The following is a 21779-nucleotide window of genomic DNA, read 5'->3' as shown; positions in this document are numbered from 1 at the left end:
GTCATGCTGGCAGAACATCTGCCCCTGTCGGATGGGATTGATTGTGATGCGTGAGACCGCCTTCGGCAGAGTACGATTGCGTGGCAGAAGATTTGCTTCACAGTCCGCCACCTTCGTCCGCTGATGATCTTTCATGCCGAGACCGTCGTTTTCCTCCCAGCTTCTCACGCTCTGGATTTTGATCGCCGTGCTCTGCGGCCTGCTGAGTGTCGCGGTATGGCTCATGTTGTCGTCGGCACTCAGCGAGCGCGTCGTGGCCGCGAAGCAGCAAGCGGAAGCCGCCTGCACGGCGGTCGCGTCGCGTTACGACTTGTCGATGCAGCGCTCCGGCGAAACCAACGTCGACCTGATGCACGCGGTGCTGGATATCGTACTGATCCAGACCGAAGGCATTGAAGGCGGCTTCTGGTCCCGCAGCGAGCCAGCGTCGAAGACGGTAAACGGTTTCATCGCGTACGCATTTCCTACCTACGGAGGCAGCGGCGTCAAACGCGACGTTCCAGAGGCTGAGACACCGCTTATTGTGCGTGCGCTGAGAAGCACATCGAGCAGCGGACAGTTGCAGGCCGAAGTCGTGACGAGCGGAACGGACGCTGTGCTCACGGTAGCCTGCCCCGTGCCGCATCACGCGGATCTTCTCGCATGGACCCTCACGCGCGCGCGCCCTCCGCTCGGCCAGTACGGCGAGCGCGCCACGGCCATTCTTGCGAGCGTGCTCGCCGTCATCGTCGTGCTCGCCCTGTTTCTCGCGCTGACACTCAAGCGCTGGAAACGGAACCTCATGCGGCTTGAACAGGCGCTCGCGCCCGACGGTGAATTCGAGCAGGGCAAGCGACTGGAGCGCCTCGGCGAGCGCGATCTGGACCAGATTGTCGATGCGCTGAACCGTTATGGCGAGCGCGCCGAGCGGCTAAAGCGTGTTGCCAATGCACTGGACCGGCAACTTGCACAGGCAGAACGGTTCAGCACCTTAGGAAAGATGGCGGCGCAAATCGCGCATGAAATCCGCAACCCGGCGGGCGCGATGCGACTCAAGGCAGAAAACGCGCTGGCAGGCGATGGCGCGCGTCGGGAAGCCGCCTTGAGGACGATCATCGAGCAGGTGGGGCGCATCGAATCGCAGGTAACGAGCCTGCTTGCACTCACGCAATCGGTGACTGTCCAGGCACGCGAGGTCGACCTGCAAGCGTGGCTCGACGATATCGCTCATACGCATGAATCGCGGGCCGAAAGCAGGCATGTCACACTCGGCGTGGAAGTCGCGCCGCACGCGACGCAGCCTGTATTTGACCCCGCTCAGCTTGCGCGCGCGCTCGACAACCTTCTCGTGAACGCGCTCAGGCACGCGCCGTCAGGCGGGATCGTGACGGTTCGCGCGTACTGTGCAGTAACGGAAGAAGGAGAATGGCTCAGGCTCGAAGTCATCGATAATGGTTCTGGCGTGAGCCCGGCCGACCGCGAGCGGATATTTGAGCCGTTCGTGACGGGCCGCCCCGACGGATCGGGCCTCGGTCTTGCCGTCGTGCGTGAGATCGCGTCGGCGCATGGCGGCCGCGCTAATCTTGCGGAAGATCCGAACATGACGCGCTTTGTGATCGACATACCATGGCGACCATCCTGATTATCGACGACGACGACGCCTTTCGCGAAGGTCTTGCGGAAACGGTGCAAGATCTCGGTTACTCGCCGTTTGAAGCACGTTCCGGCGATGAGGCGTTCGAGCAATTGCGCGGGCGTTCTGCGCCCGACTGCATCTTTCTCGACTTCCGCTTGCCAGGCGCGGATGGCCTCGCGGTGCTGGAAACGCTGCGCAAGACGCCAGGGCTACAGACAGTACCCGTCGTGATGCTCACTGCACACGCGACGAGCGACAACACCATTGGCGCGATGCGGCTCGGCGCCTTCGAGCATCTCACCAAGCCGGTCGGACGTGAGCAGATCGCCGCATTGCTCGAGCGCATTCTGTCGGCGCGACGCGAGACTCCCGTGCCGCGCGTGTTCGCCGACGAGGCCACGTCGCATGAGCCGCGACTGCTCGGCGTGAGCGAAGCCATGCGTGAGGTGCAGAAGCGGCTTGGCCGCGCGGCCATCGGGAACTCGACTGTACTCATCACGGGCGAAACCGGAACTGGAAAGGAAATCGCGGCGCGGGTGCTGCATCGCGCGTCGGCGCGTGCGGGGGGGCCGTTCGTCGCGGTCAACTGCGCGGCTATTCCGGACGAATTGCTGGAGAGCGAGCTCTTCGGGCATGCCAAGGGGGCGTTCACCGGCGCGCAGACCGATCGGCGAGGGCGAGTCGAAGAAGCGCATGGCGGCACGCTCTTTCTCGACGAAGTCGGCGACATGCCGCTTCCCATGCAAGCGAAGCTGCTGCGCGTGCTTCAGGAGCGACAAGTCACGCCCCTCGGCACGAACCGGGTCGTGACGGTCGATGTGCGGGTGGTCGCTGCCACGCACCGCGATCTCGCTTCGATGGTCGAAGCAGGAACGTTTCGGCAAGACCTGCTGTTTCGTCTGAACGTGATTCCGCTGCATATGCCGCCGCTGCGCGACCGCGTGGCCGACATCCTGCCGCTTGCCGAGCATTTCCTTGCAAGCACATCGTCCGGGGTCGCACGCAAACATCTTTCGGCCGATGCCCAGCGCCTGCTCGCCACGTTCGCCTGGCCGGGCAATGTCCGGGAGCTTGCCAACGCGATCGAAAGGGCAAGCGCGCTTGCGCCCGCACAGGTGCTGACCCGCGAAGACTTCGCGTTTCTGACCGCAACGCGAGACAGCTCGGATGACGCGATTCCCCGAGCACTGCTCGAACTGCCCCTGCCGCAAGCGGTGGCGCAACTCGAGCGTGCGCTGATCGCTCATGCGCTTTCCGCGTCCAGCGGCAATCGGACCGAGGCGGCTCGGCGGCTCGGCATCAGCCGACAGTCGCTCTACACGCGCATGGCGGCGCTCGATATGTCCGAGGCGTCCGCGTGAGCCTGAAACCGTCAACGAATCGGACACGTGGTGTCGGATGTCTTGACACCGTCACACCCCTCGAGCGCGCAATGCGTTGAGCCGTCGGCGTTTTCCGGATGGCATAGCCTTTGCAGATGACTCCTCGTTACGCACAAGGAGTGAATCATGCAATCGATCAGATGCCGCAATTTACGAATCGCTGTGCTCGCGGCCTTGTTCGCCGCGAGCGCTGGTTGCGCAGCGCAGCCCGGTGTCACGCCTCCACCGGCTCCCGTCGCTGGATCGCCGCAGCCTTCGCCGCGACCCGCTCCACCACCTTCGGGCGCTGAGCCGGATCGGCTTGCCGAAGCGGCTTCAATCGCGACCGCGCAGGGCACCGTCGCGCGCTTTCTGACCAATCCGGATGGCGATGTCGACGGCTTCCTGACCGACGACGGGACGCTCGTGCGCTTTCCTCCGCATATGGGCGTACAAGTGGCCACGTCGCTTCGTCGCGGTGACCTCGTAGAGATGAACGGCATGCGCGAGGAAGCGGGCGCCTTCGCGGCACAACGCATCACCGATACGCGCACTGGCCGACAAATAATCGACGCGCCTCCGCCGCGCGGCCCATCACCGTTACCGCGCACCCTGCGCGGAGCGGGTCTCTCGCGCCTGAGCGCACAAGGGCAGGTAGCCCGTGTCACCACGGCGCCGCATGGCGAGCCCGATGGCGTGATCCTCTCAGACGGCACAGTCATCAAACTCACTCCACCCATGGCCCAGCAGTTCGCAACGTTGGTACGGACGGGCGCGACGGTATCGGCCCAAGGCTATGGCACGCGTAATGAATACGGCACAGCGCTTCAGGCGACTGCGTTCGGCTCTCCGGGCAACCTGACTCCGCTCTACGACCGCAACGCGCCGCTGCCTTGAGGTAGCGCCGTCTACACATTCAAGCTCACACTCATTCAGGACACCAAACATGCATTGGATCGATCCCATCAGCCTTCCTGAAACGCGCGGCAAAGTCACGCGTTTCTTATTGAACCCTCACGGTGAACTCGACGGCCTCGTCCTCGGTGCGCGTCAGGTGCACTTTCCGCCGCATCTTTCGAAACAACTCGCGCGTCACGTCGCACCTGGCGACGAAGTACGCGTACGCGGCGTCAAGCCTCGCGATGCCGACATGATCGCCGCCGTTTCGCTGACGAGCGCAAGCGGCGTTCTGATTCTCGACGAAGGCCCGCATCACAACGGCGAGAAGCACCACAAGCCGCATGTCGAACGCAAGTCAATGGAGGCGTCTGGCGAAGTGGTGCTTTCGCTGTTCGGCCCGAAAGGCGAATTGCGCGGGGCACTGCTGGACGATGGCACCTCGCTGCGCATGGCGCCTCATGCCGCAGCGGAGCTGGCCGCCTATCTGACCCGGGGCGCGCACGTTCAGGCGTGGGGCCACGGGGTGAAGAACCGGCATGGGCGAACGATCGAGGTCGATGAAATCGCCGAACTCGTCGACGAATCGTAGCGGGCCTGACGAAGCTGCATCAGCAGGCTACGCGGACACACACGTTAGACGCCGCTCCGCGCGCGGCACCGTTGCACGCCGTCGGACCGTGCGCGGAGCACGGCATCGTCGGCTCGCAGCCTGCGCTCGACAAGAACGGACGCCATTGGTGAACCATGAATCCTCGGTACGCACTCGAAGCACTGAATTTTTTTATGGCCGATGTGCAGGCGGGCATCGGGCCGTTTCTTGGCGTCTTTCTGCAGGCGCATGGCTGGCGTCCTGACGCGATCGGCACGGTCATGACAGTGGGCGGTATTGCGGGCATGCTCGCGACTTCTCCGGCGGGCGCTCTTGTCGATGCGACGCATCACAGGCGCGCTGTCATCGTGATCGCGGGGTGTATGACTACATTGGCATCGCTCGTGCTGTGGGTGTCGCACACTTACTGGACAGTCGTTGTTTCGCAAATCTTCACGGCCGTGACGGGCGCAGCGCTGGGTCCGGCCGTGGCCGGCGTGACGCTTGGCATCGTGCGCGAACATGGCTTTGATCGGCAATTCGGCCGCAATCAGGTGGCTAACCACGCGGGTAACGTGGTCGGCGCCGCGCTCTCAGGCTGGCTCGGATGGCGCTATGGATTCGGCGCTGTATTCGTGCTCGCCGGTGTATTCGGATTCCTGACTGTCGCCTCGACGCTGCTCATCCGGCGCGACGCGATCGACCACGACAGCGCGCGCGGTCTGGGCAGATCCGCGTCGGGTGAGCCGAACCCTGCGCATAAGCAGGCGAGCGGGTTGAGCGTCTTGCTCACCTGTCGCCCATTGCTGGTGCTTGCCGCGTCGCTCGCGCTGTTTCACCTGGGCAATGCGGCTATGCTGCCGCTTTATGGACTGGCGGTCGTCGGGGCGCATCAGGGCGATCCGAGCGCCTTTACCGCCCAGACGATAGTGATCGCGCAACTCGTGATGGTGGTCGCGGCGTGGTGCGCGAACCGGCTGATTCGGCGAATCGGCTACTGGGGCGTGATACTGATCACTTTCCTCGCGCTGCCGCTGCGCGGATTGCTCGCCGCAATGTTCGTCACAGCATGGGGCGTATGGCCGGTTCAGGCGCTGGACGGAATCGGCGTGGGATTGCAGAGCGTCGCTGTCCCCGCGCTCGTGGTGCGGCTGCTGCGCGGTACGGGACGGGTGAATGCCGGGCAAGGCATCGTCATGACCGTGCAGGGCGCAGGCGCTGCGCTGAGTCCTGCGCTGGGCGGCGTGCTCGCTCAGCATTTCGGATACGCGAGTGCTTTTCTCGTGCTGGGCGCTGTCTCGACGGGATCGCTCGCGCTGTGGCTGCTGTTCGGCGCTGCGCTAAAGAAAGCGTGCGACCTTCGTCGCGACGTGATTAACGATGTGCCCCAGGCAACGTGAAGCCGGTTTTCATCTTGTGATGCATTGCGCTCGCCGCCGCTGCCGGCGATATCCTGCGGCTTTTTCGCTGGCTAGAAGCGATCTGGGCCAAGCTTCGGCAGCCATGCCGCTTGCGTCAAGTCGCAGCGAAAGCGTGCTGACAGCTTCTTTTTATTTTTTATTTCCTTCGCCCACGCCCGTCGAAAGTTAAGGAACTGCTAAGTGACTATGCGAAAATGCACTACACCCATCCTGGAGCGAGCATGGCCCAATTGCACTCCTCACCGCTGTCGTCGGCGGCTGAAGCCGACTGCGCGCGAGAACCCATCCATATTCCAGGCGGTATCCAACCGCACGGGTTCCTGTTTAGCGTTGCTGCGGATGGAACGTTGTTGCAAGTCAGCGCCAATATCGCCACGTTGACGGGCTCATCTGCGGAAAGCGCGCTGGGCCGTCCCATTGCTCATGTTCTCGGCGACGAATGGAGCGCGCGCATCATCAGCGGGCTCGCCTCACACGAAGCCGAAGGCGTTCCGCTGTACATCGGTTCGATGGGCGACCCGCGCGGCGACACATCGGGTGCGCCAATCGGGCCTTTTGCCGTGGTCGTGCACCGCTATCAGGGCGTTCTGTTTGTCGAACTCGAACCGGCGCTCGGCACTGAGGACGTTTTCTCTTCGATGTACCCGTTGGTGCGAACTTTCATCAATCGTCTCGAAGAGGCGAACAGTATGCCGCGCCTCGCACAGCTTGCTGCCGATGAAGTACGCCGTATCACCGGATACGGCCGCACGCTCGTCTATAACTTCGATGAAGCCGGTGTCGGTCATGTGATCGCCGAAAACATTCAGCCGGGATACGCGTCTTACATCGACCAGCACTTTCCGGGCTCCGACATTCCGGCTCAAGCCCGTGAACTGTATGTGCGCAACCGGATTCGTCTAATCGCCGACGCCGCTTATCAGGCCTCGCCGCTCGTACCGTCTCTGCATCCTTCCACGGGCCGGCCGACCGATCTCACGTACGCCTCGTTGCGCAGCGTGTCGCCCGTGCATGTGCAATACATGAAGAATATGGACACGTTGTCTTCGATGTCCATGTCGATCGTGGTCAGGGGCAAGTTGTGGGGCCTCATTTCGTGCCATCACGCTAGCGGACGCGTGCCGCCATTCGAAGTGCGCATGGCGTGCGAACACATCGCACAAGTGCTGTCGCTGCAGATCGAATCGAAGGAAGATCATGCGCAGGCCGAATACCGGCTCAAACTGCGCCGCACACTGACGCGGCTTCTCGGCGTCATGGCCGATGCAGACAGTTTTACTGAAACGCTCGCGAGCGACCCCACCGATCTTCTTGCGCTGACCGCCGCAGACGGCGCAGCCATTGTGTTCGACGGCCGCATCCAGTTGATCGGCGCAGCGCCGTCCGAAGAAGAAGTGGGCAAACTGGTCGAATGGCTCGATTCGAAAAGCGAGGAGACGTTCGCCACCGATGCACTCGGCTTCACCTGCCCGGTGCTGCCGGCCAACCCGAACTACGCGGGTCTGCTGGCCATATCTATTTCGACGTTGTTCAAGAATTACGTGCTGTGGTTCCGCAAGGAGGCCATTCAGACAATCAAATGGGCGGGCGATCCGCGGGAGAAACTGGCGAACCTGGCGCCCGCGCTGTCGCCGCGCCAGAGCTTCGAGGTCTGGACCGACACCGTGCGGGACCGGTCGCTTGCCTGGAGTCCCGCCGAAGTTGAAATCGCGGCGGACTTTCGTACTGCTTTGCTCGGCATCGTGCTGCGCCGCGCCGAAGAATTGGCGCAACTCGCGCAGGAACTCGGGCGCGCCAACGAAGAACTCGAAGGTTTCTCATACACCGTATCGCACGATTTGCGCGCGCCGTTGCGGCACATCGCGAGTTTCGCGGACCTGCTGCGTCAGATGGAGAACGATGCACTGTCCGAGCGTGGCCAACACTTTCTGGAGCGGATCATCTCGTCGGCGAAGTTCGGCGGCGAACTGGTTGACGATCTTCTCGCCTTCTCGCAGATGAGTCGCGCGGCATTGCGTCCGCAACTGGTCGACGTGAATGCGCTGGTCGAGTCGCTGATCGCCGACGAAGCCAAGCATACGGCTCACCGCCATATCGAGTGGCATGTCGACGATCTCGGCGAGGTCACGGCCGACGCAACGCTGATTCACATCGTCCTGCGCAATCTGATCGAGAATGCCGTAAAATTTACGGCTACCCGTGATGTAGCCATCATCCACATCGGCCGTTACGCGGGCACGGGCCAACTTGCCGACCAGGAAGTTTTCTTCGTGAAGGACAACGGCGTGGGCTTCGACATGCTTTATGTCGACAAGCTGTTCGAGGTCTTTCAACGCCTGCATCGTATGGAGGAATTCGGCGGCACGGGCATTGGGCTTGCAAGCGTCAAACGGATCGTCGAACGTCACGGCGGCAAGGCGTGGGCCGAGGGCGAAGTGGAGAAGGGCGCAACCGTGAGCTTTTCTTTGCCTCATTCCCTTCACGTGGCGGCGAGCCAGGGCGATGAATCGTCGGCTATCTCAACCGCACGGTCGAGCGCATTGCTGACAGGCAAGCGCATGCGAGTCGTGCCGAAAAGCTGAAAAGGCTGAAAAGGCTGGAAATGGTGAACCGGAATGGAGGAAAAGCGCGTGCTGAAACCAATTCTGCTGGTTGAAGACAATCCCAATGACATCGAACTCACGCTGATCGCGCTGGAAAAAACGCGGCTCGCGAATCCCGTCGTGTCGTTGCGCGACGGAGAAGAAGCCTTGCAATGGCTGCGCCGCGAAGGGCGCTGGGCAGACCGCAGCGAGGGAAGTCCGGCCGTTATCCTGCTGGACAAGAAGCTGCCCAAGGTGGACGGGCACGAGGTGTTGAAGTCGGTTCGCGAAGACGAGGAGCTTCGGCGCATTCCAGTGGTGATGCTCACTTCTTCGCGCGAGGAAAGCGACTTGCTGCGTAGTTACGACCTTGGAGTGAACGCCTACGTGGTGAAGCCGGTTCAGTTCGACGACTTCATGGACGCCATTAAAGACCTCGGCGTTTTCTGGGCCGTACTCAACGAACCGCCGCCGCACCCGCGTACATGAATGCGTATGCCGGTGCTAGCGGTACAGGGGCAGTCTGACACGGAAGGTCGCGCCATGCCCCAGGCCCGCACTTTCCGCGACAATCGTACCGTTGTGCAGGTCCACCAGATTCTTCACAAGCCACAAGCCTAAGCCGAGCCCGGCAACACGTCCGGAGCCGTGCGCCGTGAACTGCTGGAAGCGTTCGAAAATGCGTTCGAGCGATTGGTCGTCGAGACCGACGCCCGTGTCTCGCACAGCCAGTTCCACGTGCTCAGTGTCGGCTTTCACCCACAACTCGATCGATCCCGTCGTGCAGAACTTGCGCGCATTGGACAACAGATTCCACACCACCTGCTTCATGCGGCTTTCGTCGGCCAGAACGGTAACCGAAGCGAGGTCGTCGGCAATCAGGCGCAAGCCTTTCGCTTCCACGTCAATTCGCACGTCTTCAGCGACATTGCCCGCCAGTGCCCCCAGATCCACCGGACTCAGGTTGACCGACAGCTTTCCGGTGACAATCGCACCGCTGTCGAGCAGATCGTCGACCATGTGCGCGAGCTGACGTGCGTTGCGGCTGATCACGCTGGCAGCACGCGGCGCGACCTGTGACGGCTCGCTCGCGCGTTCCAGCAGATGTGTCCAGGAAATGATGGCCGAGAGCGGCGAGCGCAGTTCGTGACTGACGGTCGTGACGAAGTGGTCCATTGCGGTAGCAAGCCGTTCGCTCTGCTCGCGCGCCCGTTTCTCCGACAATGCGATCTGCTGCTGTTCCAGTTCCGCTTCTTTACGCGTGGTGATGTCCAGTGTAAAGCCGATGACCGAATTGAGCGTACCGTCCGGCAGAAAGCGGCCAACGCCGCGCACGAGAATCCAGCGGATCGATCCGGTAGCCCAGCCTACCCGGAAGTCCACCTCGAAATGATCGCGGCTCGCAACGGCTATGTTCATCGCATCGCGCAAACGGCCACTGTCTTCCGGATGCGCGATCTCGCCGAACAGGCGCTGCTCGGTAATTACCGACGTACTCCCAAGACCTAGATTGGCCTTGCACTGATCCGTACAATTGATGAGGCGGGTGCGCGGGTCCAATTCCCAGGCGCCCAGTTGTGAAAACTCGAGCGCGAGCTGGAAGCGCTCCTCGTTTTCGCGCAACTGTTCTTTGGCTTCCTGTGCAACCACCAGACGAAGCTGCGCCTGCGAGCGCAGCTTGGCCCGCTCACGCTGTTGACGTTCGTATTCGTCGACGCGGTCGGTGACTTCGCTCACACGCAGTGCGATATACGCGTTGCCATCGTGCGCCGAAGCGAGCAGCGTCGCTTTGACTCGCCAGTAACGCACGGCAAGCTGCGGGGCGGATGCTTCGGGATCGGACGTCGGTTCACGCGCTGCGGCCGTGGCGCGCGGCGGCGTTTCATAGCGGAACAGTGTCGACCATTTCGACTCGCCGGGGACGAGGTCGGCTAGCGCGCTGTCGAGCCACGAGCGCCGGGCGTCGCGTTGTTCGCGCGGACCGAACTGGTTGATGTCGAAAATCGATTTGCCAAGCACGTCGCTCGACGACTGATCCACCAGGCTGCGGTAGCTCGCGTTTGCATGCAGTACCCTGAACTGCCGATCGAGAATCAGATAAGCATCCGGTAGCAAGTCGAAGGCCGCCGCCGCATCGAGCGGGTGCGACGGCGCTGAACTGTCCTCATGGCAGCGATTCATAGCGTGGTCGCCCGGAGATTAGTCGGCATTTTTGCCGCAAGCGAGAGCGGAACAGGGCACGAGTTCGATCAGATGTGCGAAGGCGTCTGAAGCACCGCGGCACGCTTCCTGGATCTTCGCTTCGGTGTCCAGGCCGGCGCACATCGCTTGAACGAAAGCAGGCCAACGTTTGCCAGGCGCCCCGCGACCGAGTGCGAGATAGTCGAGAGGATGGGGCGCAAGGCGTTCTTTCAGCCGGTCATAGAGCACCGCACCGCCTAGCTGTGAACCCTCGATCACATAGCACACGCCCCACCGATAAGCGGCGCTTTCACTGCGACTTCGCCAATTGGGTTGTTCGGAATTGGGGTATTCATTAGCCGGTGGCATCGCGATGCGTTCTTGCGCGCTCACACAAGGGTGCGATAGATCCGCCTCGATCAATGCAAGGCGGTTCAGCGGCGACACGACGTGGGCTGCCTGCGGCCCGTCGCTGAAATGCTGCAACCATGCTTCGAGTTGCCCAAGCCATTCGCGAAGAATGCCGAGATGCGCAACGTAGTCGCCACGCGAGACGGTATTCACGGACAGCGGCATGAGTTGATGCGTGAACTCGTGTTGTTGTGAAGTCGCTGCGCGCAATGCGGCGAGCACGCGTTGTTTGTCACTGCTCGGGCCAGTGGGTTCTCTGGCGATATCGGTTTGGTCGGTCAACGTGCGAATAGAACCTGGAAGTTGCGAAGTCAGACAAAGAGGCGAAACATAAAAGCACGAATGACGCGGCGAGGTTGCTGCCGGATATTGCTGAGCAACTGCTTGGCAATTGCTCAGCACGACCGTGCAGTCATTCTAAATCAACATGCCGGGACGTAGAACCCGGCAATAGATGGGAAGCAAAAATGTGCGTTGCGCGGGTACTCCGCTTCGTGTCGTTCGGCACAGATAGACGCGCTATGAGCCCGGACGCGAACGGAGCGTGACTCGCTTCGTAGAATCAAAAAAGATATTGGCAGTAGCACGCAAGAATTTCCGATTGTCCGGTTGCGAGTCGGCATCGGTAATTCGTGCACTCCTATTTCCATTGAAGAGATGCAACACGTATAACACGACATCTCATTCAATGCATGGCATTCGATGTAGCCGGATAGCGGTTGACCTGAGTCAATCGCAGATTGCCAACGCGGGACTATGGTTCTCGCATCCGTTGTCGTATGCGCTCACAACCACGACCTGGATCGCGCACTACGAACTGCGGACAGCGAGCCCCACAGCGGCAGGAGATTTGGATGAAAACAGATCAGGAACTCAAGCATGACGTCGATCAGGAGCTGCTTTGGGATCCCGCACTCGACGCGAGAAACGTTACCGCGACGGTGCTCAACCGTATCGTCACTCTCGAGGGCTCCGTAAATAGTTGTGCGCAAAAACTTGCTTTGCAGAAAGCCGTGCAGCGCGTAGCAGGCAGTCGTGCGGTCGTGCTTGATGTCGTCGTTCGTGCGCCGTCTCCGCTAAGGCAATCGGATGAAGATCTGGCCGCCGCAATCGTCTCAGCCCTCCAATGGCAGGAAGGACTTCCGCGCGACGCAATACGCGCAGTGGTTGAACACGGTTGCGTCACGCTCACGGGTGAGGTGGAGTACGGCTTCCAGCGTCAGATGGCCGAAACGCTGGTAACCCGCATGCGCGGGGTAGTGGGCGTTGCCAATCAGATCGAGGTGCGAGCCAACCCAGTGGCGGCAGACATAAGCAAACAGATTGCCGATGCCTTGCAACGGCGCTCGCGGCACAAGTCAGAGGGTGTTTCGGTCGACGTGCGCGATGGCGTTGTCAGGCTGACCGGCGTGGTTGATTCGCTGCTCGACAAGCGGGTCGCGTGCGGCGTGGCATGGGGCACTAAAGGAGTCCGGTGGGTGGTGGATCAACTGACCGTTGCCTGAGCCGTGACGGCGGACGCGATATGCATACCGCGCGGTGGTCCGACCATTCTTGCGGAACATCCTATCCATCCAGCGCTGCAGCGGCGGAACGGCCCAATGCGCGCCGTGCCGCTTTGCTGGTTGCCAGGTTATCGTGTTGCAGCGAAGGCCGTCACACTTCGGGTTCGAGTCAGTGTCGGGAATAGGAGTCGGGATCGTGAAAGATGCGTACGAGCGACGCGCATTGCTGCTTCATCTCGGCGATGTACTGGAAGCGGTCAATCGTCTCATGAATTGCAGCAGCGGTGAACAAACCGTCCGCGAAGCGCTGGCCGCGACCGACTCGCTCAAGGGTCTACCTCTTCTGACGCACGTTTCGTCTTCTATGACCACGCGGGATTTTGTCAGCCATGCTGTAGCTGCCTTTCGTTCGTGGCCTAAGGAATTGCTGGAGTTGGAACTAGATCGCGAGCAATTGGCGCGCGAGGTCCAGCGAGCGTTGTTCGTCGGCAATGCGCCCGGATGGCACGCTTATGTCGCGACGCTCCGCGAGGAGGTTGCGTGGTTCGGCACTGGCCTGGAAGCCGTTGAGCAGAGTAAGGCGGACCTCGCTGCCGCAGGCGAGGATGCGCTAGAGCCGAATCCACTTACCGGCGAGACAGCGGGCGCCCGCGCGGACTCCAGCGATATCGAGAGCGATGATCATGCCCACGCACGGAAGTCGCGAGAAAGCGTGGAAAGCGTGGAAAGCGTGGAAAGCGTGGAAAGCGTGGAAAGCGTGGAAAGCGTGGAAAGCGTGGAAAGCGTGGAAAGCGTGGAAAGCGTGGAAAGCGTGGAAAGTGTGGAAAGTGTGGAAAGTGTGGAGAGCGACCCGCGCTTTTACCCTTCATGGCCTTGGAAATCGGAAGTCTGATTATTCCGGACAACCCGACCTGGTGAATTGGCTTTGGCCACATAAGACATTCGAACGAGCGCTAAGCATAGAGGCGAGCAAGTGAATTCCCCGGGGTTTCCCATAACACCTTCGTGGAGATAGCCGGGGATTGATCGACATCAAGCCCAATGGCAGGCCATCGCGGATGCTTGAGTGTGTCCTGGTCGCGACGATGGAGAGCCCGATGAAACCCGCTGAATTGCTCGATGAGGCGCCACGAAACAGCGCGGCTGTGGGCAAGCCCGCGGCGCATGGCTGCTATCGCAGACTGCTGGTGGTGGTGCGCGAAGGCAGCGCCTTACCGGTAATGGCCGTCGATTACGTTAGTGCGTGGGCCACACCGGACGCCGTTGCGGAAGTCGCCAGCTTGCCCGGCAGCGAGTCTTCATGCGACGGCACGCCGCGAAGCCCGCGCGGTGTTTCCTCTGCTGACGTCGCGACGGCCGATGCAGTACGTTGTGCGCTGCTTGCACGCGGCGTCGATGCGATCGAGTCGGGCACGCTGAAACTAGCCGCCGGCGCAAATGCGGCGCAGTCGATCGGCGAAGTGGCGCACCGCTGGGGCGCGGACATCGTGCTTTGCGACGACCGCTCCGTTGCGCATCTGGCTCAGGCCGCCGCTTGCAACGTACTCTTCCTCCCAACGGATGGTTCACACCGGTTCCACGTCCCGCCGCGCCGGATCTTCGTTGCAAGCGACGAGAGTGCGAGCGCGCTCGTCGCTGTCGCCGAGGCCCAGCGAGTCGCCGGGAACAACGCCGAATTGCGGCGAGCGTACGTCTCGTTTGAAGCGGACGGTGCAAGCGCTTCCGATCCCGCGTCCACCGTGCTCGCTGCCGCGCATCACGGCGACAACCTTGCTCACGCAATCGTGCAGGCCGCTAGGGAGTGGGGCGCCGACCTGCTGGTGCTGGGCACACATGGCGCGACGCCGCGAGCCGTGTGGCGCTATGGCAGCGTGGCCGCCGCGGTTGCGCTGGTGGCGGACGTGCCGCTTCTGCTCGTCCCCGCTCAATCATGAAGCCAATTCAGCGTTCTTCTCGAGGCCCGCGCAAATCCGCTCGCTGGTCCGACGCGACGACCATCGCCTTCACGCTCTTTTTCTTCCTGCTGGCCGCGCTGCAGTTTCTGATGTTCCAAAGCCCCACGACCGAAGTCGCCTATAGCGATTTTCAGAAACTGGTTGCGGCAAGGCAGGTGGAAAATCTGGAGGTGACGCCGACGCAGATTCGCGGCACGCTCAGAATGCCGGGCGCCGCGTCGCTCCTGCCGGCTTCGGATGCGACTGCCGCGAAGAATCACGGCGAACCGTGGCGCTTTACTACAACTCGCGTTGCTGACGACAAACTCGTTGAAAGCCTTTCCGCCGCCGGCATTCGCTACACCGGCGACGTCGACAGCGCATGGCCCGGCATGCTGCTTTCATGGGCGCTGCCGCTCCTCGCTCTCTTCTTCGTTTGGAACCTGCTGTGGCGGCGTTCCGGCGGTTTGCAGCAATACACACAGATGGGCAAGACCAATGCGCACATTCTCGTGCAGGACGAAACCGGCATTACCTTCGACGATATCGCCGGAATCGACGAAGCCAAGGCCGAGCTCCGTCAGCTTGTTGCCTTTCTGCGCGATGCGGAGCGCTATCGACGGCTTGGCGGCAAGATCCCGAAGGGCGTGTTGATCGTCGGCGCGCCGGGAACCGGCAAGACGCTGCTGGCGAAAGCGGTGGCGGGCGAAGCCAGCGTGCCATTTTTTTCTGTGAGCGGCGCGGCTTTCGTCGAAATGTTCGTGGGCGTCGGGGCGGCGCGGGTGCGCGACCTGTTTGAACAGGCGCAGGCCGAAGCTCCATGCATTATCTTTATCGACGAACTGGATGCGCTCGGCAAGGTGCGCGGCGCGGGCCTGACTTCCAGTAACGACGAGCGGGAACAGACGCTCAACCAGTTGCTGATCGAGATGGATGGCTTCAAATCCAATTCCGGCGTCATCATCCTGGCGGCGACTAATCGCCCGGAAACGCTCGATCCGGCGCTGTTGCGTCCCGGGCGTTTCGACAGGCACATTGCAATCGACCGACCCGACCTGATCGGCCGGCGCCAGATTCTCGCCGTACACACCCGGCATGTGAAGATCGCGCCCGAGGTGGATCTCAACGAGCTGGCGTCGCGTACACCGGGCTTCGTTGGCGCGGATCTGGCCAACGTGGTCAACGAGGCTGCGCTGCATGCAGCCGAAGCAGACAAACCGGCCGTGGACATGTCAGATTTCGACGAAGCCATCGACCGCGCCATGACAGGTATGGAGCGCAAAAGCCGGGTGATGAACGCGCAGGAGAAAATCACGATTGCGTATCACGAAGCAGGCCATGCGCTCGTTGCGTACAGCCGCAAGCATTGCGATCCAGTCAAGAAAGTCTCCATCATTCCGCGTGGGGTCGCGGCGCTCGGTTACACGCAGCAGGTACCGACCGAAGACCGCTACGTGCTGCGGTATGGCGAGCTGCTCGACCGGCTCGATGCTCTGCTTGGCGGCCGCGTCGCGGAGGAACTTATCTTCGGCGATGTATCGACGGGTGCGGAAAACGATCTCGAGCGCGCTACCGCCATGGCGCGCCATATGGTCACGCGATATGGCATGAGCAAGCGTATCGGGCTTGCGACGGTTGGCGGCTCTCCGGAGCAGATGGCATCGCAGGGTCTGGACCGCTGGCGCGGTTCGTTCTGTAGCGACGACACGGCGCGCCTTGTCGACGAAGTGATCCGGACCATGCTGGACGATGCACATACGCGCGTTAGCGCGACGCTTGCTACCCAGCGGTCGACGCTCGAGCGAATCGCGCGGCTACTGCTCGAGCGGGAAGTGCTCGACCAGCAGATGTTGCAAGAAGCCATACGCGGCGTATCGACTGAACGCGCGCCTGAGACGGCGGCCGGCTGAGCAGGCGGCGCGCCTCTGTCTTGCCTGAACGCGGCGCGGACCTGCCATCTTTCACCTGGCAATTATCGACGCGTGAGAAACCCGCTGCGGTCGGAGTTCGGTGCGACCGCGCTCATGTCGCTCTGGTTATTTAGCCACATGGCCAGTTGTACCAAACTCCATCCAGAAACACATCCAAAATCCAGAAAGCATAATGCCGCCATTCGCACAATGCGACTTCTTCAAGAAAGACGCATCAATGCGATTTAGATCCGTCGTCTCCGGCACATTTGCCCGAGATTAAATGCGTTCGGCGGACCACGTTTTATCTTCGGTTCCGGCCAACACCTCCCGATATGACGACTGCCGTAGAGAAGGCAAGGTTCTTTCAAATAAGCTGCGTTCTCGTCGACGCGGCCCTCGTTCAGATAGCGAGTGACTCTTCGAGCTTACGTTCTGACGAATAAGCCTCCGATTATTAACGTTTCAGGACGGCACCAGAGCGAGGCCACAGAAGGGCCTTACCAGGCTGCGTCGACGTGCGGAATCCAGGGTCTCCGTCGAGGAAATTACAATGAATGTAAAGAGCTTTACGTCACTACGGGGCGTCGCGTGTGTTGCGGTAGTGGGCACGCACGTATGGACAATTTTCGATCTTCGTCGCCTGATCGTAGAACGGTATGGCGCAGGTTCGCTTGAAGAGTTCATATCGATCCTGGTTGACAGAACGTTGAACGGACAGGCCGCCGTCGAACTTTTCTTTGTTCTGAGTGGTTGCGTACTCGCGTTGTCCTTGCAAACTGCCTCCGGCTCCACCGACAGGTCGTGGATCAAGGCATTCTACGTGAAGCGGTTCTTCCGTATTTATCCCGCACTGTGGGTATCCATCGCGTTGACGCTGTGCCTGTGGCCGCTGATCAGAATGGGACTCGCCTCGCCTGCTTACAGTACCTGGGCACTCGACGCTTATCCTTCAGAGATCACTGCAAGGTCTGTCATGCTGTCGTTGGCCGCCATTTATGTGCATTTGAACTGGCCAATGTGGACATTGCGCGTGGAGCTGTTCTATTCGATTCTGTTCCCGGTCATTTTTCTCATGGTGACGAACGAGCGCACGCGCGGGCCGTTTATGATCCTAATCGCGTTGCTTGCTTTTCTACCGATCCCACGCAATCTCTCGCTCCATTATTCATTAGCCTTCGGTCTCGGGGCCTTGATTCCTTCATCGCGCGGGATCGGGAATGCTCGTTACCGACTGATTGGCCTTGGTCTGATACCGGTCCTGATGTACTTCAGAGTCGCTCTCGAAAGCAGCGTGGGTCTAAAGAACATTGAAACGCTCGAGATCCTGATTGCGGCTGTAATCGTCTATTGCCTGTACCACAACAAGAAAAGAATGCCGCTTCTCGATGGTCGCTTTTTCGGCTACATCGGCAAGATCTCATACAGCGTATACGTTCTTCATTTCCCGATAGTGTTTGGGATTGCCGCAGCCATGGTGGCCGTGTTCGGAACCGCCGCGATTCAACACAATCCTTTGCTCATGGCCTCATTGCTGGGTGTGCTGACTCTGCTTCTCACGGCCCCGCTGTCAATGGTAGCCAACAGGTTCGTCGAAGACGGAGGCAACGCTCTCGGAAAACGGCTCGCAACCTGGAAGTATGGGCGCTCGCCGGAACGCATTAGCGCTGACCCTGGGCTGCAAAGATGACGGCTCTTGCACTCCAGGCGCGTCTATTCCTTCCTGGCGATGATGCGACGGATCACCTTACCTGACGAAGGACTCACCACTTGCTCGTCCAGAACGATCGCTGCGTTGGATAAGGCGTGGAGAACCAACGAAGGATCAAAGGCCGCATAGAGCCGTCCATGTTCGTCGCGCCGGTCGCTGCCTTCGGTGACTCGCCAGCTCAGATACAAAGTTCCTCCCGGTTCGGTGATGTCGAGGAGCTTGCGTACCGAAGGCCCAATCAGTTCTGCCTCCAGATGCATGATGACGGTTTCGCACAGCACGTTCTGGAAACTGGCGTCAGCAATGCCCTCCAGCTCTGGTAGTGCGGCGAGCTGAAACTGGACGTCAGGATGGCGCCGTCGGGCTTCGTTCAGCAAACCCTTCGAAGGCTCCAGGCCCACGGTCGGGAAACCGTTCGAACACAACCAGGCAGCATCGCGTCCGCTGCCGCAGCCGACGTCCGCCGTGCGTCCGGGACGGAAGTACTTCCGTACGAGCGCGTGCAAATCTGTCGCCGGAGGCTGCTCATCCCAGTCTTTGGCGAATGAGGCCGAATTGTGGTCGTAGGCGCTAAGAGTTCTGATGTCCATGGAGTTTTCTATAGGTTGTGCCTGGGTTGGGTCGACGCGGGAGCATAACGACTCAATATCCATCGGAGTCTGCGAATGTCCGACCAAACGTGTCCCAACATTTTCCTGACCGTTGGTTGAGAGCTTGGCATCCGATTCGCAAGGAGACATCGACCAGCTGAAATCCTCGGCGATTCAGAGCGTTTGGTCAAAGGCTATTTTGGGCCCGAACCGTCTATAGGATCATCGAAAGCTAATCGTCAAAGGCGCGTGAAACGCAAAGCTAGCGCAGCAACGTGTCTTGGTGAATTCGACACGCCGCACATCTGCCCGCGAAAACTTTGCGCCCACCGTGTCCCACGGCGAGTCTCATAGATTGGGCGGCCGGGCAGCGCCAGTACCCCCAGGAGCACGTCCACGACTGAGTAGCCGGCGCCGGCTGGCAACGGACAGCGGAAACTTGTTTTTCTTCCCATGACGGCACCTATCAGGAGTAGCCGACGTCCGAGCGAAACGCTCAGGGCCGACCAGACGGTATGCAACGATGCGCGGCTGAAGTCCTGCTGACCCTCGAACGCACAGGCATAGGTTTTGCGCAGTTACAGGGGATGCCGACAGGAGGAACATGATGAGCAAGCGGGAAGTACCGGGCGTTGGCCCGTACGGAGGTCCGGCCGGCGGCTGGGGCGCTTTGCAGGCGGTGGCGCGTGCCGTGCGTCAGCAAATGGGCGTGGCGCGCGAGGCCACGATGCTGCTGAAGGTCAATCAGCCGTCCGGCTTCGACTGCCCCGGATGTGCATGGCCGGACCCGCGCAGCACGTCATCGTTCGAGTTCTGCGAGAACGGCGCGAAGGCGGTGTCCTGGGAGGCGACCAGCAAGCGCACGACGCCCGAATTCTTCGCCCGGCACACTGTCAGCGAACTGTGGAAATGGAGCGATTTTGCGCTCGAAGACGAAGGGCGCCTCACGCATCCCATGCGTTACGACGCGGCCACCGACCGTTACATGCCTATCGAGTGGGACGCCGCTTTCGAACGCATTGGCGCCGCGCTACGCGCGTTGCCCGACCCGGACATGGCCGAGTTTTATACGTCGGGCCGGGCGTCGAACGAGGCGGCATTCCTCTTCCAACTGCTTGCCCGCAGGTTCGGCACGAACAACTTTCCTGACTGTTCGAACATGTGCCACGAACCTACCAGCGTGGGCCTGCCGGAATCCATCGGCGTCGGCAAGGGCACGGTCACGCTTGCCGACTTCGACCATTGCGATGCGATATTCAGCATCGGACACAATCCCGGCACCAACCATCCCCGCATGCTTGCGACGCTGCGCGCAGCCGCGCGGCGCGGCGCAAAAATCGTGGTGCTCAATCCGCTGCGCGAACGGGGACTCGAACGCTTCGCGTCGCCGCAAGACCCTGTCGAAATGGTGACGGGACGCTCCACGCCGATTGCCACCGACTACGTGCAAGTCAAGGTCGGCGGCGATGTGGCGGTTTTGAAGGGAATGATGAAAACGCTGCTCCAGATGGATCGCGAGAGCCGTGAACAGAGCGGCGACGGTGTGCTGGACCGCGCGTTCATCGACGAGCACACCATCGGTTTCGACGAGCTGGTGCGCGATCTGGAAGCCACGCCGTGGGACGATGTCGTATCCACCTCGGGCGTTGCGCGGGAAGAAATTGAAAAGCTTGCGCGGATTTACGCGGAAGCTCGTGCGGTGATTGCCTGCTATGGCATGGGCATTACCCAGCATCGCAGCGGGACTGCGAACGTCCAGCAGATCGCCAACCTGTTGCTCATGCGCGGAAACATCGGCCGCGACGGCGCGGGCATCTGCCCGTTGCGCGGGCACTCGAACGTGCAGGGCGATCGCACGGTGGGTATCACGGAAGTGCCGCCGCCCGCGTTCCTCGATTCGCTCAAGCGTGTTTTCGGCTTTGAGCCTCCCCGCGCACACGGGCACGGCGCGATTGTCGCCATGCAGGCCATGCGCGACGGACGCGCAAAGGCGCTCATCTGTCTTGGCGGCAATCTGCCGGTCGCGATGTCCGACCCGCGCGTGTGCTTCGACGCCGTCCGCAAGCTGGATCTCGCCGTGCATATCGCCACGAAGCTGAACCGCTCTCACTTGCTGACCGCCGGCGAAACGCTGCTGCTGCCTTGTCTTGGGCGCACGGAACTCGACGTGCAGGCAACTGGGCCGCAGTCCGTCACCGTGGAAGATTCGATGTCGATGGTGCATGCGTCACAAGGTTCGTTGACGCCGGCGTCAGAGCATCTGCGGTCAGAGCCGGCGATCATCGCGGGCATTGCCAAAGCATCGCTCGATGACGCGACGCTCGACTGGGACGGCTGGGCCGCCGATTACAGCCGCATCCGCGACCTCATAGAAGCCGTGTTCCCGCAGTTCGAGCGCTACAACGAGCGCATTCGCGAACCGGGCGGTTTCCGGCTTTATAACGCTGCGTCTGCGCGCCGTTGGGATACGCCTGATGGCCGCGCACGTTTCATTGCTCATCGGGGCGTGATGGAGGACCCGCGCGTCAATCGCAGCGACGCGCTGCTGCTCGCGACGATACGCAGTCACGATCAGTACAACACGACCATTTACGGCTACAACGATCGCTATCGCGGCATATCGGGGCGGCGCGACGTGGTTTTCGTCAACGAGCAGGATCTCGACGCGCGCGGACTTCAGCATGGCGATCTGGTCGACGTCGAGGCGATCGAAGACACAGTAAGTCTTGGCGGATCGCGCCGCTTGTGCGGCGTGACAGCCGTCGCTTACGACATTCCACGCGGATCGATGGCCGCTTATTATCCCGAGGCCAACGGCCTCCTCGCACTGGACGACTGCGATGCTCGCAGCGGGACGCCCTCGTACAAGTCGATCCCCGTGCTGCTCTCGCTTAGCAACGGCGATTGCCTGCCGGACGACGACGTGTCTTCGTGGCAGCGCGGCGATGTGCGCAACGACCGCACGGGCGCCTCCATCGCAAGCGAAGAGCCGCACCGTCCGAACAACGGGGCGACGCCAATGTAAGTTATCGTGCCCGGATCATCGGCCTCGCGGCCGTCGCAGGTTTG

16 protein-coding genes are annotated in these 21779 nt (G+C 61.3%); 13 read left to right on the top strand and 3 right to left on the bottom strand.

The window, feature by feature from the left end:
* The first annotated feature begins 133 nt into the window (after positions 1 to 133).
* From JNB89_RS01130 to JNB89_RS01100, 7 genes are all read left to right on the top strand, one after another.
* Positions 134 to 1621, top strand: coding sequence for a sensor histidine kinase (locus JNB89_RS01130; RefSeq protein WP_220360929.1), 1488 nt, complete (start codon positions 134 to 136; stop codon positions 1619 to 1621).
* Positions 1606 to 2976 carry a sigma-54-dependent transcriptional regulator gene (locus JNB89_RS01125; RefSeq protein ID WP_220360928.1) on the top strand — a complete coding sequence of 457 codons (1371 nt, stop codon included), beginning with the start codon at positions 1606 to 1608 and terminating at the stop codon, positions 2974 to 2976. Before JNB89_RS01130 ends, JNB89_RS01125 begins: the two co-directional genes overlap by 16 nt.
* 147 nt (positions 2977 to 3123) lie before the next feature.
* Positions 3124 to 3873, top strand: coding sequence for a hypothetical protein (locus JNB89_RS01120; RefSeq protein ID WP_220360927.1), 750 nt, complete (start codon positions 3124 to 3126; stop codon positions 3871 to 3873).
* Between the two features lie 49 nt (positions 3874 to 3922).
* On the top strand, positions 3923 to 4465 hold the full coding sequence (locus tag JNB89_RS01115; protein WP_220360926.1) for a hypothetical protein: 543 nt from the start codon (positions 3923 to 3925) through the stop codon (positions 4463 to 4465).
* Between the two features lie 155 nt (positions 4466 to 4620).
* On the top strand, positions 4621 to 5865 hold the full coding sequence (locus JNB89_RS01110) for an MFS transporter (RefSeq protein WP_220360925.1): 1245 nt from the start codon (positions 4621 to 4623) through the stop codon (positions 5863 to 5865).
* Between the two features lie 242 nt (positions 5866 to 6107).
* The gene (locus JNB89_RS01105; RefSeq protein ID WP_220360924.1) at positions 6108 to 8468 is read left to right on the top strand and encodes an ATP-binding protein; all 2361 of its coding nucleotides are present in this window, start codon (positions 6108 to 6110) and stop codon (positions 8466 to 8468) included.
* Positions 8469 to 8516: 48 nt separating this feature from the next.
* Complete coding sequence (locus tag JNB89_RS01100; RefSeq protein ID WP_013341321.1) at positions 8517 to 8957, top strand: response regulator; 441 nt, start codon at positions 8517 to 8519, stop codon at positions 8955 to 8957.
* Between the two features lie 15 nt (positions 8958 to 8972).
* Here the strand turns inward: JNB89_RS01100 and JNB89_RS01095 are convergent, their stop codons facing one another.
* Together JNB89_RS01095 and JNB89_RS01090 are read right to left on the bottom strand one after the other, a co-directional pair.
* The gene (locus JNB89_RS01095; protein WP_220360923.1) at positions 8973 to 10649 is read right to left on the bottom strand and encodes a sensor histidine kinase; all 1677 of its coding nucleotides are present in this window, start codon (positions 10647 to 10649) and stop codon (positions 8973 to 8975) included.
* Between the two features lie 18 nt (positions 10650 to 10667).
* Positions 10668 to 11282: a biliverdin-producing heme oxygenase gene (locus tag JNB89_RS01090; protein ID WP_346656185.1), complete on the bottom strand. Its 615-nt coding sequence runs from the start codon at positions 11280 to 11282 to the stop codon at positions 10668 to 10670.
* Between the two features lie 632 nt (positions 11283 to 11914).
* Between JNB89_RS01090 and JNB89_RS01085 the strand changes: the two genes are divergently transcribed.
* The 5 genes from JNB89_RS01085 to JNB89_RS01065 all read left to right on the top strand — a co-directional run bounded on the left by JNB89_RS01085 (position 11915) and on the right by JNB89_RS01065 (position 18099).
* Positions 11915 to 12565: a BON domain-containing protein gene (locus JNB89_RS01085; RefSeq protein ID WP_220360922.1), complete on the top strand. Its 651-nt coding sequence runs from the start codon at positions 11915 to 11917 to the stop codon at positions 12563 to 12565.
* Between the two features lie 196 nt (positions 12566 to 12761).
* Entirely contained in the window at positions 12762 to 13457 is a 696-nt protein-coding gene (locus tag JNB89_RS01080) for a hypothetical protein (protein ID WP_346656178.1), read from the top strand.
* 205 nt (positions 13458 to 13662) lie between these two features.
* Entirely contained in the window at positions 13663 to 14499 is an 837-nt protein-coding gene (locus JNB89_RS01075; protein WP_220360921.1) for a universal stress protein, read from the top strand.
* Positions 14496 to 16409 (top strand): ATP-dependent zinc metalloprotease FtsH, encoded by a 1914-nt coding sequence (ftsH, locus tag JNB89_RS01070; protein ID WP_220360920.1) that lies wholly within the window; start codon positions 14496 to 14498, stop codon positions 16407 to 16409. Before JNB89_RS01075 ends, ftsH begins: the two co-directional genes overlap by 4 nt.
* Positions 16410 to 16962: 553 nt before the next feature.
* Positions 16963 to 18099, top strand: a complete 1137-nt coding sequence (locus tag JNB89_RS01065) for an acyltransferase family protein (RefSeq protein WP_220360919.1) — start codon at positions 16963 to 16965, stop codon at positions 18097 to 18099.
* 23 nt (positions 18100 to 18122) lie between these two features.
* On the opposite strand, the gene JNB89_RS01060 is transcribed toward JNB89_RS01065, so the two are convergent.
* Complete coding sequence (locus JNB89_RS01060) at positions 18123 to 18710, bottom strand: class I SAM-dependent methyltransferase (RefSeq protein WP_220360918.1); 588 nt, start codon at positions 18708 to 18710, stop codon at positions 18123 to 18125.
* Positions 18711 to 19314: 604 nt separating this feature from the next.
* On the opposite strand from JNB89_RS01060, the gene JNB89_RS01055 reads away from it, so the two are divergent.
* Complete coding sequence (locus JNB89_RS01055) at positions 19315 to 21735, top strand: FdhF/YdeP family oxidoreductase (protein ID WP_223216665.1); 2421 nt, start codon at positions 19315 to 19317, stop codon at positions 21733 to 21735.
* Positions 21736 to 21779: the final 44 nt, after the last annotated feature.

This window comes from Paraburkholderia phenoliruptrix (assembly GCF_019511605.1).
In the GTDB taxonomy this organism is placed as follows: Bacteria; Pseudomonadota; Gammaproteobacteria; order Burkholderiales; family Burkholderiaceae; genus Paraburkholderia; species Paraburkholderia phenoliruptrix_A.
Note: the sequence above shows the minus strand (reverse complement) of the source record. Positions and strands in the feature narration are given on the sequence as shown.

Excerpts from the sequence above, each read along its gene's own strand:
- JNB89_RS01130 (WP_220360929.1), top strand. The coding sequence starts at position 134 with ATGCCGAGACCGTCGTTTTCCTCCCAGCTTCTCACGCTCTGGATTTTG.
- JNB89_RS01110 (WP_220360925.1), top strand. The coding sequence starts at position 4,621 with ATGAATCCTCGGTACGCACTCGAAGCACTGAATTTTTTTATGGCCGAT.
- ftsH (WP_220360920.1), top strand. The coding sequence starts at position 14,496 with ATGAAGCCAATTCAGCGTTCTTCTCGAGGCCCGCGCAAATCCGCTCGC.
- JNB89_RS01075 (WP_220360921.1), top strand. The coding sequence starts at position 13,663 with ATGAAACCCGCTGAATTGCTCGATGAGGCGCCACGAAACAGCGCGGCT.
- JNB89_RS01055 (WP_223216665.1), top strand. The coding sequence starts at position 19,315 with ATGATGAGCAAGCGGGAAGTACCGGGCGTTGGCCCGTACGGAGGTCCG.
- JNB89_RS01105 (WP_220360924.1), top strand. The coding sequence starts at position 6,108 with ATGGCCCAATTGCACTCCTCACCGCTGTCGTCGGCGGCTGAAGCCGAC.
- JNB89_RS01115 (WP_220360926.1), top strand. The coding sequence starts at position 3,923 with ATGCATTGGATCGATCCCATCAGCCTTCCTGAAACGCGCGGCAAAGTC.
- JNB89_RS01065 (WP_220360919.1), top strand. The coding sequence starts at position 16,963 with ATGAATGTAAAGAGCTTTACGTCACTACGGGGCGTCGCGTGTGTTGCG.
- JNB89_RS01125 (WP_220360928.1), top strand. The coding sequence starts at position 1,606 with ATGGCGACCATCCTGATTATCGACGACGACGACGCCTTTCGCGAAGGT.
- JNB89_RS01085 (WP_220360922.1), top strand. The coding sequence starts at position 11,915 with ATGAAAACAGATCAGGAACTCAAGCATGACGTCGATCAGGAGCTGCTT.
- JNB89_RS01095 (WP_220360923.1), bottom strand. The coding sequence starts at position 10,649 with ATGAATCGCTGCCATGAGGACAGTTCAGCGCCGTCGCACCCGCTCGAT.
- JNB89_RS01120 (WP_220360927.1), top strand. The coding sequence starts at position 3,124 with ATGCAATCGATCAGATGCCGCAATTTACGAATCGCTGTGCTCGCGGCC.
- JNB89_RS01060 (WP_220360918.1), bottom strand. The coding sequence starts at position 18,710 with ATGGACATCAGAACTCTTAGCGCCTACGACCACAATTCGGCCTCATTC.